20 protein-coding genes and 1 pseudogene are annotated in these 17,503 nt (G+C 37.9%); 18 read left to right on the forward strand and 3 right to left on the reverse strand.

Annotated features, from left to right (window positions below; translation table 11 throughout):
• Positions 1-108: 108 nt before the first annotated feature.
• Positions 109-570 carry a glutathione peroxidase gene (locus tag DYQ05_RS04045; protein ID WP_353934589.1) on the reverse strand — a complete coding sequence of 154 codons (462 nt, stop codon included), beginning with the start codon at positions 568-570 and terminating at the stop codon, positions 109-111.
• A gap of 849 nt (positions 571-1,419) precedes the next feature.
• Between DYQ05_RS04045 and DYQ05_RS04050 the strand changes: the two are divergent.
• The 7 genes and pseudogenes from DYQ05_RS04050 (at position 1,420) to DYQ05_RS04080 (ending at position 8,720) form a co-directional block, all read left to right on the forward strand.
• A pseudogene (locus DYQ05_RS04050) lies at positions 1,420-2,080 on the forward strand (TetR/AcrR family transcriptional regulator).
• An 11-nt stretch (positions 2,081-2,091) separates the two neighbouring features.
• A complete protein-coding gene (locus DYQ05_RS04055; protein WP_206183893.1) occupies positions 2,092-2,700 on the forward strand; it encodes a class I SAM-dependent methyltransferase in 609 nt (202 codons plus the stop codon).
• A gap of 32 nt (positions 2,701-2,732) precedes the next feature.
• On the forward strand, positions 2,733-3,239 hold the full coding sequence (locus DYQ05_RS04060) for a methyltransferase family protein (protein WP_206183894.1): 507 nt from the start codon (positions 2,733-2,735) through the stop codon (positions 3,237-3,239).
• Positions 3,240-3,284: 45 nt separating this feature from the next.
• On the forward strand, positions 3,285-5,021 hold the full coding sequence (locus DYQ05_RS04065; RefSeq protein WP_206183895.1) for an ABC transporter ATP-binding protein: 1,737 nt from the start codon (positions 3,285-3,287) through the stop codon (positions 5,019-5,021).
• A gap of 205 nt (positions 5,022-5,226) precedes the next feature.
• On the forward strand, positions 5,227-6,042 hold the full coding sequence (locus DYQ05_RS04070) for a cysteine protease (protein WP_194076236.1): 816 nt from the start codon (positions 5,227-5,229) through the stop codon (positions 6,040-6,042).
• Between the two features lie 863 nt (positions 6,043-6,905).
• Entirely contained in the window at positions 6,906-7,895 is a 990-nt protein-coding gene (locus DYQ05_RS04075) for an ABC transporter substrate-binding protein (protein WP_206183896.1), read from the forward strand.
• 96 nt (positions 7,896-7,991) lie between these two features.
• Positions 7,992-8,720 (forward strand): class I SAM-dependent methyltransferase, encoded by a 729-nt coding sequence (locus DYQ05_RS04080; RefSeq protein ID WP_252723505.1) that lies wholly within the window; start codon positions 7,992-7,994, stop codon positions 8,718-8,720.
• Between the two features lie 19 nt (positions 8,721-8,739).
• On the opposite strand, the gene DYQ05_RS04085 is transcribed toward DYQ05_RS04080, so the two are convergent.
• Positions 8,740-9,507, reverse strand: coding sequence for an ABC transporter ATP-binding protein (locus DYQ05_RS04085; protein WP_194076233.1), 768 nt, complete (start codon positions 9,505-9,507; stop codon positions 8,740-8,742).
• Between the two features lie 23 nt (positions 9,508-9,530).
• The gene (locus DYQ05_RS04090; protein WP_206183897.1) at positions 9,531-10,562 is read right to left on the reverse strand and encodes a FecCD family ABC transporter permease; all 1,032 of its coding nucleotides are present in this window, start codon (positions 10,560-10,562) and stop codon (positions 9,531-9,533) included.
• A gap of 266 nt (positions 10,563-10,828) precedes the next feature.
• On the opposite strand from DYQ05_RS04090, the gene DYQ05_RS04095 reads away from it, so the two are divergent.
• From DYQ05_RS04095 to DYQ05_RS04145, 11 genes are all read left to right on the forward strand, one after another.
• Positions 10,829-11,428: a class I SAM-dependent methyltransferase gene (locus DYQ05_RS04095; RefSeq protein WP_252723506.1), complete on the forward strand. Its 600-nt coding sequence runs from the start codon at positions 10,829-10,831 to the stop codon at positions 11,426-11,428.
• A 656-nt stretch (positions 11,429-12,084) separates the two neighbouring features.
• Entirely contained in the window at positions 12,085-12,432 is a 348-nt protein-coding gene (locus tag DYQ05_RS04100; RefSeq protein WP_024466099.1) for an HNH endonuclease, read from the forward strand.
• A gap of 182 nt (positions 12,433-12,614) precedes the next feature.
• A complete protein-coding gene (locus DYQ05_RS04105; RefSeq protein WP_187289356.1) occupies positions 12,615-12,791 on the forward strand; it encodes a hypothetical protein in 177 nt (58 codons plus the stop codon).
• Position 12,792: 1 nt separating this feature from the next.
• The gene (locus tag DYQ05_RS04110) at positions 12,793-13,158 is read left to right on the forward strand and encodes a hypothetical protein (protein WP_029408977.1); all 366 of its coding nucleotides are present in this window, start codon (positions 12,793-12,795) and stop codon (positions 13,156-13,158) included.
• Positions 13,159-13,805: 647 nt separating this feature from the next.
• A complete protein-coding gene (locus tag DYQ05_RS04115; protein WP_020964670.1) occupies positions 13,806-15,095 on the forward strand; it encodes an ATP-binding protein in 1,290 nt (429 codons plus the stop codon).
• Between the two features lie 26 nt (positions 15,096-15,121).
• On the forward strand, positions 15,122-15,406 hold the full coding sequence (locus DYQ05_RS04120) for a hypothetical protein (protein ID WP_020964671.1): 285 nt from the start codon (positions 15,122-15,124) through the stop codon (positions 15,404-15,406).
• A gap of 52 nt (positions 15,407-15,458) precedes the next feature.
• Positions 15,459-15,707, forward strand: a complete 249-nt coding sequence (locus DYQ05_RS04125; protein ID WP_020964672.1) for a hypothetical protein — start codon at positions 15,459-15,461, stop codon at positions 15,705-15,707.
• 355 nt (positions 15,708-16,062) lie between these two features.
• Positions 16,063-16,338 carry a type II toxin-antitoxin system RelB/DinJ family antitoxin gene (locus DYQ05_RS04130; protein WP_020964673.1) on the forward strand — a complete coding sequence of 92 codons (276 nt, stop codon included), beginning with the start codon at positions 16,063-16,065 and terminating at the stop codon, positions 16,336-16,338.
• On the forward strand, positions 16,338-16,592 hold the full coding sequence (locus tag DYQ05_RS04135; RefSeq protein ID WP_038096190.1) for a type II toxin-antitoxin system YafQ family toxin: 255 nt from the start codon (positions 16,338-16,340) through the stop codon (positions 16,590-16,592). Before DYQ05_RS04130 ends, DYQ05_RS04135 begins: the two co-directional genes overlap by 1 nt.
• Before the next feature lie 128 nt (positions 16,593-16,720).
• Positions 16,721-17,032 (forward strand): HEAT repeat domain-containing protein, encoded by a 312-nt coding sequence (locus tag DYQ05_RS04140; protein ID WP_206183898.1) that lies wholly within the window; start codon positions 16,721-16,723, stop codon positions 17,030-17,032.
• Between the two features lie 6 nt (positions 17,033-17,038).
• Entirely contained in the window at positions 17,039-17,467 is a 429-nt protein-coding gene (locus DYQ05_RS04145; protein WP_252723507.1) for a hypothetical protein, read from the forward strand.
• Positions 17,468-17,503: the final 36 nt, after the last annotated feature.

Consider the following 17,503-nt stretch of genomic DNA (forward strand, 5'->3'; position numbering starts at 1 on the left):
ATTAATTTTCCGTACGCCGTTTTTTTTACTTACAATAACGAAACGATTTTTTTTTCGATTTCTTCCGTTTCCGCAGTAGATTCAAAACGTTCGATAACATTTCCCGTTTTATCTACAAGGAATTTGGTAAAATTCCATTTGATTTCGGAGTTGTTTTTGTAATCGGGGTCGTTTCCGGCAATAAATTTTTTCCATAAATTCTTTTTTTTCGCCGGTAAAGCCCGCAAAGCTTTTTTTGCTTTTTAAAAAGACGTACAGGGGGCAGGCATTTGCTCCGTTTACGTCAATTTTTTGCATTTGCGCAAATTGAGTACCGTAATTTAGCGCGCAAAATTTTTGAATTTCTTCATCGGTGCCGGGAGCCTGTTTCCCGAATTGGTTACACGGAAAATCGAGGATTTCCAAACCCTTGCCGCTATATTTTTCGTAAAGTTCTTCCAAACCCTTATACTGAGGAGTAAAGCCGCATTCCGTTGCAGTGTTTACGATAAGCAAAACCTTTCCTTTAAAGGAAGCAAGGGAAAGGTCTTTTCCTTTTCCGTCTTTAACGGTAAAATCATAAATATTCATTTATATCTCCTAAAATTTTGATTTTGTTTTATTATATTACATAGAAGAGAGTTTTATCAAGCCGTGATGTAAAAAAACAGCTTCATTAATATAAAAAATGTCAAGTCGGGGGGATTTAAGGGGGAGAGAGACAACCCCGTTCCGAGCAGGATTTTCTCTCTCCCCCTTAGACCCCCTCTTTCTTTCCCGCACGGCTTAGGGGCTCTGCCCCTAAGAACCCCGCTTACGGCTGGGGTTTAGAGCGGGTTGGCGGCAAAGGCGCTTCGCTGTTTGCCTGTGTGCGAGCTCTGCGGTTTTATTTTTATTTAACCGCTAAGAATGCTAAGAGCGCAAAGGGTTTTTCAGGGGTACTGCTGTTTGCAAGCTCTCTATTTCTTCTTTGCGTGCTCTGCGTGCTTTGCGGTTTTATTTTTATGATATTTTGTACGTGCCGTAAAATTAAAACCCCAAGAATGTACATGGAAGTATCTTCTTGGGGTTTGGTTTATTCGATAAGTTATTAAACTGTGTTTTAATTTAAAGGATAAAAATACCGGATTTAAAATTTGTGAAGGATATTTTTTTATGCGGGAAAAGAGGCTTTCGTAATTACCTATTAACCGCTTTCCAATATTTATTTCCGGTGGAGGGGGGGGGGGGTATAAATAATCTTTTCTATCATTTCGTAAAAGTTCTCCTTTATAAAATGAATTATATAACTATCGGTAAATTTTTGTCAAGTGTTGGGAAATGAATGCTTTCCCGATAAAAATTACCGATGTTCCGGACGGCATATTTTTTGTTATGCCATATTGACATTTTTGTATCATTTTAGTAACATTGTTATTAAACTATAATTATATTATTTAAATGAGGTTAGAAGTGAAAACAAAGGCTGCGGCTGACAAAGACGAGTTAAACACAAGAGCAAAAATTCTACATGCCGCAAAAGAAGAGTTTTTTGAAAAAGGTTTTTCTAAAACCGGTGTCCGCGCAATTGCGGAAAAAGCGGGTCTTACAACGGGAGCAATTTACAATCTGTTTAAAAACAAAGACGGTGTTTTTAACGCACTTGTAGGTACTGCGTTTAATGACTTTCTCACATTTACAAGTCATGAATCGGATATAGGTTATATGAAATACAATATGCTTACCTCGGAGCTGTCGGTTATCACGGAAATAGGACTGCGCCGTTTTTTGCGTATCATCGATTTTTTTTTATGATAATTGGGACGCAATGCGGCTGATTGTGTGCTGCGCAAAGGGTAGTTCGTATGAGCACGTTTTCGACGATGCAATACGGGCTGTCGAAGAAGAAACCGCCTTGTGGCTGAAAAAAGATAATATCCGCGTTTCAAAACAAATGAAGTTTTTTGTTCACGTGATGGTTTCCACCTTTTTTGAAAACTTAAAAGAGATTTTTCATCATAACCTGACAAAAAAAGAAGCGCAGGAATATGCGGAAAGTATCAACATATACCACTGTGCAGGCTGGAAGCAGTACTGGCTTGAGCAGGAAGCGGTTAAGTAAGAGGTGTAAACATGAGTTTTTTTGATAATTTTAAAAAGCCGCAGGGAGTTTTGGGAAAACTGATTGTTGCGGGAATGAATTCAGGCCATATTAAAATGGCGGAGTGGGGATTTTCGCATTTGGACGGAAAGATTTCCGGGGCAGGATTGGATATAGGCTGCGGCGGCGGAGCAAATGTAAAACGCCTGCTTGAAAAAGGCTGTAAAACGGTAACGGGAGTAGACTATTCCGAAGTGAGTGTAAAACAGTCGGCAAAATTCAATAAGCAGGCGACGGCGAAAGGAGTATGCCGTATCGTGCAGGCAAATGTTTCTTCGTTACCGTTTGAAAGCGAGAGCTTTGATATTGCAACCGCATTTGAAACCGTCTACTTTTGGCCTGAAATAGAAGACGCATTTAAAGAGGTATTCCGTGTATTAAAAAAGGGCGGAATCTTTTTTATCTGCAATGAAGTAGACGGACTTCACGAAGGCGATAACAAATGGAGCGAAAAAATCAGCGGTATGACTATTTACACTGCCGAACAGTTGAACATTCTTTTGATGTCCGCAGGATTTACCGGCATACGAACGGATTCGGTATTTGAAAAAAAATATCTTTGTGTAACGGCGTATAAATAATACGGGACCGTATAGGGATAAGGTGAATTGATATGAAAATAAAAACTGCAACGGAAGAACAAAACCATTTACCGGTTATCGGTGTAGGGCCGTTATATGTATTGCCGACGGTAGCCGTTACGATTTTAGCTATCGCTCTTACAAAATGGGGAATTATTCCGCCGCTTGGAACCGTGCCTGTTGTACCGTTTTACAGTGCAGGCAGCTTGAGTATTGTATGCGGAATATATCTTTGGGCGGCGGCGGTATTTTCTTCGCGCATTGATGTAAAGATAAAACAAAACACACTTGTAACGGACGGGATATATGCACATGTGAGAAACCCCATTTATTCCGCCTTTTTATTTTTATGCACGGGGGCTCTTCTTTTATGCTGCAATATTTTTTTGCTCATACTGCCGCCTCTTTTTTGGCTCTACCTTACCGTGTTTATAAAACTCACGGAAGAAAAATGGCTTTTAAAACAATACGGAGCGGAGTTTGAAACATATTGCAAAAAGGTAAACCGCTGTATTCCGTCAATTGTCGGTAATGAATAATTGAATTACACATTACCAATTACATATTGTATATAAGGAGTTTTTATGGAAACATACAAAAGATTATTTAAGTATACGCCCGAAAAAATACACTGTGCGTATATCTCGATTGTCTGCTCCATTGCAGGCGTTGCCTTGCAGATAGGAGCATTTTGGTATTTGTGGAAGTTTTTGCACGCATTGCTTGTGAGCAAAAATATCAAAGACGGCGGTTTTTATGCAACGGTTATTGTGTCGCTGATGATAGGCTACACCGCCGTGTATTTTGCGGCACTGTGGGCTTCGCACTTACTCGGCTTCCGCCTTGAATCGAATTTGCGCAAAGAGGCTGTCAAACATTTAATGAATGCGTCCTTTGCCTTTTTCGATGTAAACCCGTCGGGAAAAATCCGCAAAATTATCGACGATAATGCGCAGGACACGCACATGCTGGTTGCTCACCTTATCCCCGATAACGTTTCAGCCCTGTTTACGCCGCTTTTTATGTTTGCAGTGGTGTTTGCCGTTGATGTAAAACTCGGTATCCTGTTAACCGTTATCGCGCTCATCGGCGGCGCGCAGACTTACTGGATGATGGGCGACAGAACTTTTATGCAAAAGTATCAAACGGCCTTGGAAAAAATGAATGCCGAAGCGGTGGAGTATGTGCGCGGTATGCAAGTCGTAAAGATTTTTAAAAGCACCGTCGAATCTTTTAAGGCGTTTTACGAAGCGATTACCGGCTATTCGGATATGGCATATAAATACGCGTTAAGCAGCCGCGCTCCTTACGTATTGTTCCTTGTGCTGTTTAATTTGTTTACTGCCTTTACCCTTCCCTTTGCCGTTTACTTTATGAATAAGGGAGCGGACGGCAGTCTTATCGTTGCGAAAATCGTTTTTTTTGTCTGCATTGCAGGTGTGCTTTTTTCATCGTTTATGCGCGTTATGTATGTCGGAATGTACAACTTTCAAGCGAAAAACGTTATCGACAAGCTGGAAAATCTTTTTACCGATATGGAAAAAGACAACCTCGTACACGGCACGGAAGAATCTTTCGAGCATTTCGGTATTGAATTTAAAAACGTTTCGTTCGGCTACGGAGAAGAGCGGATTTTACGGAACGTCAGTTTTACACTTGAACCGAATAAAACCTATGCCCTTGTCGGCTCTTCAGGCGGCGGAAAATCGACGATTGCAAAATTGATTTCGGGTTTTTATAAAATAAACGAAGGGGAGATTTTAATCGGCGGAAAAAATATCGCATCATATTCCAAAAATGCACTGATGAAAAACATCGCCTTTGTGTTCCAAGCGTCAAAACTGTTTAAGACAACTATTTTTGAAAATGTAAAAATGGGAAATCCGAATGCAAGCGATGAAGAGGTGATGACGGCGCTCCGCCTTGCCCGCTGCGAGGATATTTTAAATAAGTTTGAAAAACGAGAACATACGCTTATCGGCTCAAAAGGGGTGCATTTATCCGGAGGAGAAATACAGCGGGTGGCAATAGCGCGTGCTATTTTAAAAAATGCCGACATCATTATCTTAGATGAAGCTTCCGCCGCCGCCGACCCCGAAAACGAATACGAAATTCAGCAAGCCTTTTCCGCTTTGATGAAAAACAAAACCGTTATTATGATTGCGCACCGTTTAAGCTCAATTAAAAACGTCGATGAAATCTTAGTTGTCGAAGACGGGAACATCATCGAACGCGGCAGTGATGCGGAGCTGATGAAACAAAGCGGAAAATACAGCCGCCTGCAAAGGTTGTATTCGCAGGCGAATGAGTGGAAGGTGTAAGCTTTAAAAAACAGGCGGATATCTACCGGTTAATAAGGCACGCTGTTTCATTGCCGAAATTAACCGGTTCTCGGCGTACACCGAGGACGCCTTGCGGTTTTTGTACGCTTCCGGTATCTGCCTCGCCTGTTTTTAAAAAGAGGCCGCCGAAAGAATGTGCAGTTATGAATGCTTAATGAGGAATTAGACGGAGAAATTGGACGATATGAAAAAATTTTTAATGGCGGTACTGGTTACGGCAGGATTGTCGGCAGGCGGAGTAAGCGGCTTTGCTTATGGGGTCAACAGCTTTACGGTTTATGATGCACAAGATAAGATTGTACACAAGATAACGGACAAAGACGAAGTCAATGCGTTATATCTGCTTTTTCAAGAATCTTTACAGATAGCGGCCGACGAAGCTTCGTTTACGGAACTGCCTAAAGACGCACAAGTACTATACCGTTATGTCCTTTCATATAATTACGGTAATGGCGATGAGCAGGGTTTCACTTTTATTGTATATAAAAACTATCCTCTTTGCCGGATACCGCAATTACAGGGAATGGAGGATATTCCAAAAGAATTAACATGGAAACTCTTTAAATACGCATACGAAATCGTCAGCAAACCTGCCGAGGTAAAAAAACAGCTCCCTTATTCCGCGAAAAATTCTTATATCCGCACCTACGACGGTAAGGGCACTTTTTTATTATTTATTACGGGTGAAAAAATTCCGAATATATTCGACGCATTGTTTGGAGAATCCGTGTCGGAAAGCGAGGCTGAAGAAAGAAATTTAAAAAACCTGTTTAGTGCCGAAAGTATTCATAAGGGACACGAAGTACTTGTGCGCTATTCATTTATAGATGATGAAAAAATATATATGCAACTGTATTTATACAAAGACACAAAAGAAATAAATATAACAACCGATACCGGAGTTCTGAAAGTAACCCTTTCGGAAGAAGCATACGGAATTTTAAGCGACCCTAAAAACTTTCAAAAAGAATTTGAAAAAGAAGAGGCTAATGTAGAGTAGGTAATTACCTATTTCCCTCTCCCTAAAAACACTTTTAAATTCCACCCTCCCCCGCTTTCCGTAACAATGGAAGCCGATTCCGATATTTTTGACAAGCTGCAAAAATAATCGATGACTACAAAATGTACAAATACATAAGGAAGTTATACACCCTTGCTGAAAGTATCCGATGGGCAATCATAGCATTTTGAGGTTCGGTACAGCAGATAAAAAGAAAAACATCGCGGGCGCCTGGCGAAAATGCCGGTCTTAAAAATTCAAAAGAAGCCTTTAAGGCAATCGCTTTATTTTTTAAACAGTACCGTAACAGGCTTTGGGAAGGCTCTTATTTCGGCCAGACAACTGCAATACTTTCGTTTACGGTATGCTTATTTTTAAGTGTTTCATAATAAAAATACGAAGCATTTCGCCTTTGGTGTTTAATTTTTACTTTTGGTATTTATCCGCATTTTAAGGCTTTAAGTATCTGTAAGTCTTGCAGCGAATCCGAACAGTCGTGCAGTAATAAAAGCTGCCATACTGAAAAAAAATCCGAATAATTGAAGTAAAAAAAGAACCTCGGTTTCCCCGAATAAAAATTGAATTGCTAATGCCGAGTAAAGAATTTTGGAAGCGGCAAGAATAAGCGAAATAAATTTTAAAAATAAAGCTAAAATTAAAAAAAATCTCTTCCGTCTTTCGATAAAGAAATTAATCGTTTATTTATGAACATATCATAAACTTGTTCCCGTTATTATATATGGAAAATATATTATACATATTTATAAGAAATATCAACTGCGCTTTCTTTTGTAAAGTGATATTGACTTTATGCGTGATTTATGTTACATTGAGCTAACTAAAATAACAAGGAGTTTTTCAAAATGAAAAAACCGGCGTTCTGTTTTTATGCCGTTATTTTTTCGGCACGGCTTTTTGCACTGGGCGGACAGGAGAGCCCATCTTCACCTGAAAATAACAACGGTATCGTTACGATTGAAAACTTTAATCACACGACAACATATTCAAAAGTTCCGGAGCGGATTATTCCTTTGTCTGCCGGCGAAGCTGAAATATTTGCAGCTCTCGGTCTTGAGGATAAAATTATTGAAATGAGCTTTGGGCACAACACACTGAAAGATATTATCCCCGAGTATGCCGACAAACTTAAAAATATTAAACAAGTCAAGGAAGTCAGTTTGGAATATCTTTTAGCCTTGAATCCCGATTTTATTTTCACGCCGTCATATCCGTTTAATGTGCCTGCTATAGGTAAATACGAAGATTATGAAGGTAATAATATTAAGCTGTATGTTTCCGAAGGAACTTATGTAAAAAATTGTACCCTCGAAAATACCTACAATGATATTATAAACATAGGTAAGATTTTTAAGATTGAAGCACGGGCAAAGGCTTTGGCGGAAAAATTAAAATCGAGAACACAGGCTGTGATTGAAAAAGTGAAAGGCACAAAACCGGTGCGCTGCTTTGTGTTTGACAGCAATAGTAATGATAAATATTATAGCGCAGGCGGTACCGGATTGGAAAACCACATCATTACGCTGTGCGGCGGTAAAAATATTTTCGATGATGTTGAACGGCAATTTTGTGCGGTATCTATGGAAGATATTATTGCCCGCAATCCCGATGTCATCATTATCAATCAGTATGAAATTGCGGAAAGCGGAACGCATTATCAAAATGACGGGCAGCGAAAAATCGATTTCCTAAAAAGTAAAAAAGAATTATCGGAAGTTTCTGCAATTAAAAATAACCGTTTTATTATTGTACCGCTTATTCAAGTTTTTCCGGGATTGCAAAATTTAGATGCTCTGGAAACGATTGCAAAAGGTTTACACCCCTATAAATTTTAAGTGATGATAAAATCGTTTTCCGTAGATTATAATACACTGTGGCAAAATTCCTATTCCTCTCTATCGCTTAATAATGATAGGGAGGGCATTAAAAATATGAGTAAAAAAGAAGCGGAAGCCTATGCCGCATTCCCGAATGTTTGGGAGGACGGAAGGGTGCGGGCTGCAGGAATACGGATTTTACCTGGCGAAACCGTTTTAGAAATCGGTGCGGGACCGGGAATAGTAAGTTTTGAGCTTGCTGCAAAAGCAAAATCGCTCACCGCTGTCGAACCTGCCGCCGGTATGCTGCAAGTGCTTTCAGATGAAGCGAATAAACGCGGTATAACAAATATAGAAACCGTACAAGCCTTTTGGGAAGACTATGAAGTAAAAACACAATATGATGTTGTCGCAGCTTCTCTTTCGCTGATTACAAAAGACATTACCGGCTTTTTAGCAAAAATGAATGCTGCATGCCGTAAGCGTGCATATATTCACTGGTTTGCAAGCGAAACTTCTTGGGAAAAACAAGCTCGTGATATTGCTGAAATCACCGGCGAAAAAAGTTATGCAAGTGTTCCTAAAATAAATATTGTGTTTAATATTTTGTATGAAATGAATATTCTTTCCGAAATACGCATATTAAAAACAACTTCGTTTGACCGCATATTCGATTCAAAAGAAGATGCATTAACATCATTAAAAAAAGTCTATGCAGTAAAAACGGATAGATACGATTCTGCAATTTTCAAATACATTGAAAAAAACTATATTCAAAAAAACGGCTTGTATATCTATCCGGATACAACAAGATTTGCGGAAATTATTTGGGAAAAAGAATAAGGGGCTTTTCAGAGAATGCTTATATTGCTCTTTTGTATATAATATAAGGAATACCGTTTGCCGTTTTCATAATATCGGCTTCAATTCTAAAAACTTTTGCAAGAAGTTCAGGTGTGTAAATTTCTTGAGGTGTTCCCCGTGCTGCAATTTTTCCGTCGGCAAGAACAAAAATAAAATCGCAAAAATTTGCGGCAAGATTTAATTCGTGAAATACCGATAAAACCGTTTTATGTAATTTTTTAATTATATCCATTAACGCCCATTGATAATGCACATCTAAATGATTGGTCGGTTCATCTAAAATTAAAATATCCGCTTCTTGTGCAAGTGAGCGAGCTATTAAAACCCGCTGTTTTTCACCGCCCGATAATGTTGAAAAATTCCTTTCCGCAGCTTCTTCCATTCCTAAAAATTTAAGCGCATTATATGCGATTTCCTTATCTTCAGCCGTATCGCTTTCATAAAATTTTCGATACGGTGAGCGGCCCATTAAAACCATTTCGATAACTTTATATTCAAAGTCGGAAGTTTGTTCCTGCTTCATAACCGTAATTTGTTTTGCCGTTTCGCGGTATGAAAAGTTTTCGATTTTTTCTCCGTTAATAAATACCGTATTTTTTTCAGGTTCGATAGCCCGATACAAATGTTTTAGCAGTGTCGTTTTACCGCTTCCGTTCGGCCCGATGAGCCCGACAGTTTGCTTATGGGGTACGGATAACGAAACCGATTTTAGAATTTCCTTTGTTGCCGCCGCAAAATGTAAATCTTTTATTTCTATTGCATTCATATGTATTTCCTTGCGTGTTACAATTATTTAATTTGTTTTCGTAATAACCAAATAAAAAACGGTCCGCCGCACAATGCGGTAAAAATACCGACGGGAAGTTCTTGCGGACTGAGTAGGGTTCGAGCCAATATGTCCATCCAAATTAAAAATAAACCGCCCGTTAAAAACGAAAGCGGGAAAAGTTTTCGATGGTCGCAGCCAATCAGCAGCCTTACGATGTGCGGAATAATAAAACCGACAAATCCGATAATACCGCATGCGGAAACCGAAACTCCTGTTATCATTGCCGTAGTGAGCGTTGTAATCTTTTTCAGTTTTCCGGTATGGATACCTAAGCTGATTGCCGTTTCATCGCCGAGTGAAATAACATTAAATGCTCTTGCGAAAAAAAGAAACACGAGAGAACCGGCAATCGCACAGACACAAGGAAATAAAATATTATTCCAGCGTGCGCTTGCTAAACTCCCCATCATCCAGCTCAAAAGATTTCGTATAATTCTATCGGAGGGTGCAAGCATCATAAAGAGTTGGGTAAAGGCATTTAATACAACCGATACGGCAATCCCTGCAAGTACCAACCGTGCGGACGAACCTGTCCGTCCTGCCATACCGAGCGAATAGACGAAGACGAGGGCAATGCAAGCTCCGGCAAATGCAAATACGGGTAAACCGTAGGTAAGAATGGAAAGCGGAACACCTAAAAACAATGCGACACTTACCGCTGCTGATGCGCCGCTTGAAATTCCTAAGATATACGGGTCGGCTAAAATATTTTGCGTAACTGATTGCATTGCAGCACCGCAAATTGCCAATCCTCCTCCGGCGGCAAAAGCTAAAAGTACTCTAGGCATTCGTAAATTCCACACGATATAAATGGAGGAAAGAGATAAATCATCGGTTTCTTTTCCGAATAATTTGAGTTGAAAGACTTTGAACACATCTTTGAAAGCTAAATCCGCCGAACCGAACAGCGTGCCGAACGACACACTGCAAAAAATTAAAACCGATACGGCAGATAAAATAAGCCAAAAATTAAAAGAAGTTTTTTTAGTCATTAATATACCTTTATATGTTAGTTTAATATAACAAGCGATTATACGAATTTCATTTCGCCTTGTCAATCATCAATTGATTTAGGAAAAAAAACAGTACAGGGTGGGAACCTAGTGGGTGTACATTAAAAAAAAATAGAAAAAGAAACCGATAAATCTGTATCACGCAGAAAAACGCAATAGATTTTTCACGCCTCACAGATGGCGTAGTAAAAAAATAAAAATAACAGTATACTGAATAAGAAAAGAAAATTATACGAGATGACACAATGGCATCGAAAAAAAATAGCAGAATCTGTATTGGAGTAGATGGAAAAATGAAAACGATGAATAAAAACTATCAGGATATGAATGCGGAAATAATTGACCGATGGGTACAAGAAGGTTGGGAATGGGGGTTGCCTATAGACCGGCGTACCTATGAGCGGGTATTGCACGGTGATTGGCAAGTAAAATTGACGCCGGTTAAATTTGTCCCGCGGGAATGGTTCGGCGACATAACGGGCAAAAAAGTGCCGGGGCTTGCTTCGGGCGGAGGGCAACAAATACCGCTTTTTACGGCTGCCGGTGCGGAGTGCACTGTGCTTGATTATTCGGAAAAGCAGCTGGAAACGGAAGCGACGGTTGCACAACGCGAAGGCTATACGGTTCATCCGGTGCGTGCCGATATGACAAAGCCGTTCCCGTTTGATGATGAAAGTTTTGATATAATCTTTCATCCGGTAAGTAATATATTTGTTGAAAAAGTTGCACCTGTTTTTAAAGAATGCTGCCGCGTGTTAAAAAAAGGCGGTGTGTTGCTGTGCGGCTTGGACATCGGTATCAATTACAATTTTAATAAAAATTATTCGCGCCGTAAAGATGCGTGATAAACGGAGCGGTGTAAACCGTACCGTTTATCTTAGGAATTCCTATTTAATTAAACACCGACTATTGGAGAGGAACCGCTTCGGCATTCATAAATTTTTTATCTCACCTCTTCAATTACACTAACTCTTTTTTTTTAATCTTACCCGGCATCCTCTCCGCCTTCAGAGCAGAAAAACCCTTTTTACTGCAGAGATACACGCTCTCTTTTATACCCCACATAAAGCAGTAGCTTTCTTATAAAAAGTGCCTTAAATTCTTTAAAAAAATCAAAAAATCTCATCAATTTTCACTCTTACCCTCTTGACATTTTTAGGGGGGGGGGGGTAAACTAAAAGTTAATTGAAAGAATGTTAGGTTGACAAGCTAACCGTTTGCGGAAAGACTTGTGCGAAATCGACCTATAACATTTATTTCGACCAAAACTAAATTTATAGGAGATTTATTATGGGATTTTGGGATGCATTAGGTACGGCTGCCGGTAAGGCTGTAAAAAAGTGGACAACACCAATAAAGAAGCTTACGAATGGAAAGATAGACTTCAAGGTAAAAGTGTCTATGAATTAAAAAGGATAGCTCAAACGGGAAGTCCCGTGTCAAAAAAATGGGAGCTATGCTTTTGTTAAAAGAAATGGGATATGGAAACTAGGAGTTGTTTATGGGATTTTTTGATGCATTTAGTAAAGCATTGCAAGACGGCGTTGACGATTACAAGAATACCATAAACAAAGTGGTCGGAACCAGTTATCGTGATATATATTTTAATCGATATCCGAATGGTCCTTATGTTTGTAGTGGCTGCCGTAAAGTATTTTCTGAAAGAAATAGAGACTGTACTGTTGATTATATTATTCCTCAAAGATGTGGTGGTACTAATGTTATTACAAATTTGCAGATTTTGTGTCAGCATTGCAACTCAAGTAAAAATGCAAAGTTAAATATGCTTTCGGTTAAATATTCAGGAGCGGCGTTACTTAGGGAGCTTAGAAAAAGTATAAGTTATTAATATGGTATTTATTATTTTAAGTCTTTTAGTTATTATACTGGGATTTATTATAGGACGCAAAAAAGGAATTGGTATTTTGATGATAATAATCGGATTACTCATGATGCCAATTTCCTTGATTGTTCCGTTAATTTTAATCCCATTAGGATTGATAGCAGTATTTGTTATACCAAGGTAAATATATGGAAAACAATCAAAAGCCAACAATCCAATCAAATGGTTACAACGGCAGCGAACCAACTAGAGAATACCCTCATTGCAAAAAGACAAAGCCTTTAAGTGCCTTCGGTTTTAGAAATATGGGTAATGACGCCATACGTAATCAATCTTGGTGTAAAGAATGTAGAGGAGGAAAATAAAATGACAGATGAACAGGAAAAACAATGCCATGCTATTATTCATACACACGCTGTTGCTGCAGCTGCAGGAAATGTTATTCCAGTCCCGGGGTTAGGGGTCGCAGCTGATATCGCAACTATGGTAACCATGGCTATGGCTTTGTCGGCAGTATTTGGAGATCATATTGAAAAAAATGTCGCACAAAATATTGCAATTGCAGCTTTGAAACGAACAGTTCTAAAACAACCTTTGAAAACAGTAGCTAAGGAACTTTCAAAGTTGATTCCAGGACTTGGACAGGTTGTAGCGCCTGCTGTGAGCGTTGCGATGCTTGAATCTGCAGGTTGGGCAATGGCAAAGGATATAGAGCGGAGATGTTCGCAATAAGGTGTAACTACTATTGCCGGAATTGTAGCAACTCATGCGACAGGTGATGTTAGTGTTACGACATGTGTTTCTTATGCCGTTGCGATCACCGCTGTAGGTACTACTGTGGCATTTGCAGCGGCAGAACTTATTGTAGTTCCTGCAAGAAAGTATCTGTCGGTTCTACAACGGTCGAATGTACAAAAAATAACAATTTATTTAACTGAAATATATATTTAGCCGAGAGCAAGCATTTGCTAAATTAGGAGAGGGATAGAATTTGCAAAATGTAAGAATGCCGTTTCCATGGGAAAATATACCTCGAATTTGCATGAATTGCGGATATAGAGGATATGGGAAAAGCTCGAAAAATTTGTTTTTTCAAAGAGAAACAGCCATAAAATGTCCAAAATGCGGTAAAAAGAAATTTATTAAAGAACCTTATATTGTATTTTAGAATGTAATATTCGCAAAAAACCTAACACCCGCTTCAATATGACATTACGGACGAGCCGCAAATGCAGGTTAAGCGTTAGTTAGGCAGGTTTTGATTGAAAGAATCTATATCATATTTTATGAGGTGGTTGAAATAACTACTTAAAAAAGCATAATTGCAATATATAGGTTGCACAAATACAGGATGAATACAAGAAAATAGGAACTAACATATGCTAAAAAATGTAGTTGAAGTAAATAAGATTAATGAAAATAAAGCTTTCTTAAAAGAGCTTTTTGCAACATTAAAGAATATTGATGAGAAGAAGGTAAAGCTTGATTCTGTTATTATTTTTGTGGAATACTCAGAAATCGGGACTTCTGATATTACTTATTTATTAAATGGTAAAAATGAAAAAAATAGAAATCTTAATCTAGGATTATTAAAATTTAGAACTGCTTTAACACGTGTTGTAAAAAAATACATAGAAACGGAAGAAGTTCAAGCCAATATATATATTGGTTATAATTACAGTGAGAAAGATTTTGAGAAATATAAAAATTTACGAAAAGTAAACCAAGTTAAAAAATTAAAGAATGAGCTAGATATAAAACCGGAAACACCGAAATTTAGTTTCGATAACATGATTCTAAATAAGACAGTAGAGATTGAATTGAATAAAGTTCTATTGCTATTGAAGAACAAAAATAAAATATATTCTGTATGGGGATTTGATGAAATAGAACCAACTCCAAGATGTATTATAAATTTCTATGGTGTTCCTGGTACTGGCAAAACAATGGCTGCCCATGCAATTACAAATGAGCTGAACAAAAAAATATTATTGTTAAATTATTCAGATATCGAATCAAAATATGTCGGAGAAGCACCGAAAAATCTTATAGAATCATTTAGGCTTGCAAAGGAAAGTGACAGTGTCCTATTTTTTGATGAGGCGGACTCTTTCTTAGGTACACGAATTAAAAATGTTCAGCAGAGTTCTGATCAAGCAATTAATTCACTAAGAAGTCAAATGTTAATTCAATTGGAAGCTTTTAGTGGAATAGTAATATTTGCTACGAATCTTATAGGAAATTACGACAAAGCATTTAATAGCAGAATATTACATAATATTGAATTTTCACTGCCTGATGAAAATATGAGAATAGAGCTCATAAAAAAAATGATTCCTCAAAAAGCACCAGTTGATAAAAATGTATTTGATTATGATTTTTTAAAAGAATTAGGTAAAATTATAGATGGATTTTCTCCAAGAGAAATTAAAAATACAATGCTAGAAACATTAGCAAATGCTGTTTATGAGAATGTAGAGACTATATCTCAAAGTATATTTGAAAAAACTTTTAGAAATGCCGCTTTATCAAAAAAACGTATAGGCACTATAAAAAATATTCAGAAACAGACTTTATCTTCAGAGTTATTTGAAGATAAAGTACGAGAAGGTATTGAGTCAGGTAACTATGTAGCTTACAAAGCTTCTGATTTATTGGAAGAAAAATAGATTTAACTACAAAGGAGTATGTTAGTATGGGTTATGCATCAAAAATAATTGCATTTTTTAAAAAATGCTGGAGTGTAATTAGGAAAATTTGGCAAGCTGTAGTAAAGTTTGCAGATATTGTTCATCAGTTAGAAAGTATTTGCCGAACTATTGGGAATGCAACTAATGCGATTGCCGTCGCTGTAAAAGATGGTAATAATATACTTGAGACGGTTATCCAAGAAGGAGAAATGAGAACTGAGACCTCTCAAGTAGTAGAAGCTGGAGAGGTTGCAAGTGATGTGGAACAAGAATATTGTTATACAAAATAAAAGTCAGTAGTTGTATAAATTCAAAATATATTATGATTAAGAGGGGTAACTAATGAGGAAAAAAAAGGATCTTATAGATTATGCTTCAGATTTTCTTGAAAAACATTGGTCGGCATATGCAGAGGTTTGCGACCAAGAGAGAAGGGAAAAGGAAGAAAAAGCTAAAGAAATTTGTAAAACACTTAGAAAGCAAGCCTTAAATCTTTGTTATAAATACAAAGATGAAAATGGTCAGAATTTGCCATTCATAAAAAGTATAGGGAAGCGAATAAAAATTCTTAAAGCGACTAAAAAAAAGTAATAGTTATTGAAGAAGAATAAGCTGAACACAAAGAAGTGGATGAATCACAAAAACTTAAAAGTATAAAATAATATTGAAATTTAGTGATAGATAAAATTAAGACTATAATTATCGCCTAACACCCGCTTCAACCTGACATTGCCTTTACGGCAAGGCAGGTTAAGCGAATGTTAGGTTGATGTGCCAATGGCACACTTAGTAGGGTATAAAGCGTTATTCAATAAAAGTAAAAATGATTGGGAGGTATAGTATCTATAAGTCATTATTTAAAAATTTAATAAGGCTGATTTGTTTGCAAAAACACTACAAATGTAGTATATTTATCATAGTATAATAACATTTGGGGGATAAATATATGGCAACAGTAATTTTACAAACGCGAGTTGATGTGGAAACAAAAAAAGAAGCCGAATCTCTTTTTACTTCACTGGGATTGGATATAACAACGGCAATTCGTCTATTTCTTAAACAAGCCATCAATCAACAAAAGATTCCTTTTGATATTGTTCCGCCGCAAGAGATTTTTTCAGAATATACATTATCTGCAATTGAAGAAGCCAAAAAAATTAGCAGTGATTCAAGTGTAAAATCATATTCTTCAGCAAGGGAACTCTTTGAGGATTGTGAATAATGTCTTATAAATTGAAAAAGACTCATCAGTTCAAAGCAAGTTACAAATTAGCAAAAAAACGAGGATTGGATGTATCTCTTTTAGAAGATATAGTTGAGAAATTACGGACGGACAAACCATTAGAAGCAAAATATCGAAATCATGAACTTGCCGGAAAGTTCAAAGGAGTTTGGGAATGTCATATTCAACCGGATTGGCTTTTACTATATTACAAAGATAAAAATATCCTTGTTTTAACCTTGGTTGATACCTGAACTCATAGTGATATTTTTAAGAAATAAAGCCTAACACCCGCTTCAATCTGACATGTTAATCCGCTGCAAAACAAAGCACACCGGCAGCAACTGTTAAAAGAAGACTGCGGGTTCCCTATCTGAACACAATGATGAAAATGAGCGAGGACGCGGCGGATAATGTGCGGCTCGCTTTTGTATGGGCGTGTGAAAATATTGCAACGAATGCACCGGAGATATTTTGTGAACGGCTGGAATTGTTTTATCGGTTAATGCAGGATAAAAGCGAGCGGGTTCGAATAGAAGCTCCCGAAATGTTTCGAGTAATGGGAAAAAGAAAACCCGAATATGTTTTGCCGTATTTGGAAAAACTGCAACGGTTTGCAGCGCATGACGGCAATACTGTTGTCCGCATTCACAGTGCAGGCGCAATAAGAATAACAAAAAAGCATTGGAGGTGAACGGACATGCCGCAGATAACTAAGGGCGGGAAATATATTTTCGGTTGGTCGAAAATAAGAGAAAACGGAGCGCTTACTTTTCCGACACCGGCAGTACAAGAGTATAAGCTGGAACAAGAAACCTTTGTGTACATTGTTTCGGGCAGCAGGCAAACCGGAGGATTTTGTGTCATGCCTGAACCCTTACTTTTGCATTCGCCGTTAAAACATATTTTGAAGGAAAACCCGCAGTTGGCGGATAGGAGTTTGGAAGAAGGGACATTGATTTCTTACAAGGGTAGAAAATACGGCCGGCTTGTCCTCAAAGATAACGGTATCCGTCTTTCCGCCGCCTTACTGCACGCGTTGGAACTTACTGCAGGAGATGCACTGCTCTGTATCAGAAGCAGTAATATCGCTTTCACAATGGGCGTAAAAGCGTTCATTGATAGATAAAGCAAGAGCATATCCCGGTGAAATACCGATGTATTA

The sequence above is a fragment of the Treponema pedis genome (assembly GCF_017161325.1).
GTDB classification, from domain to species: Bacteria; Spirochaetota; Spirochaetia; order Treponematales; family Treponemataceae; genus Treponema_B; species Treponema_B pedis.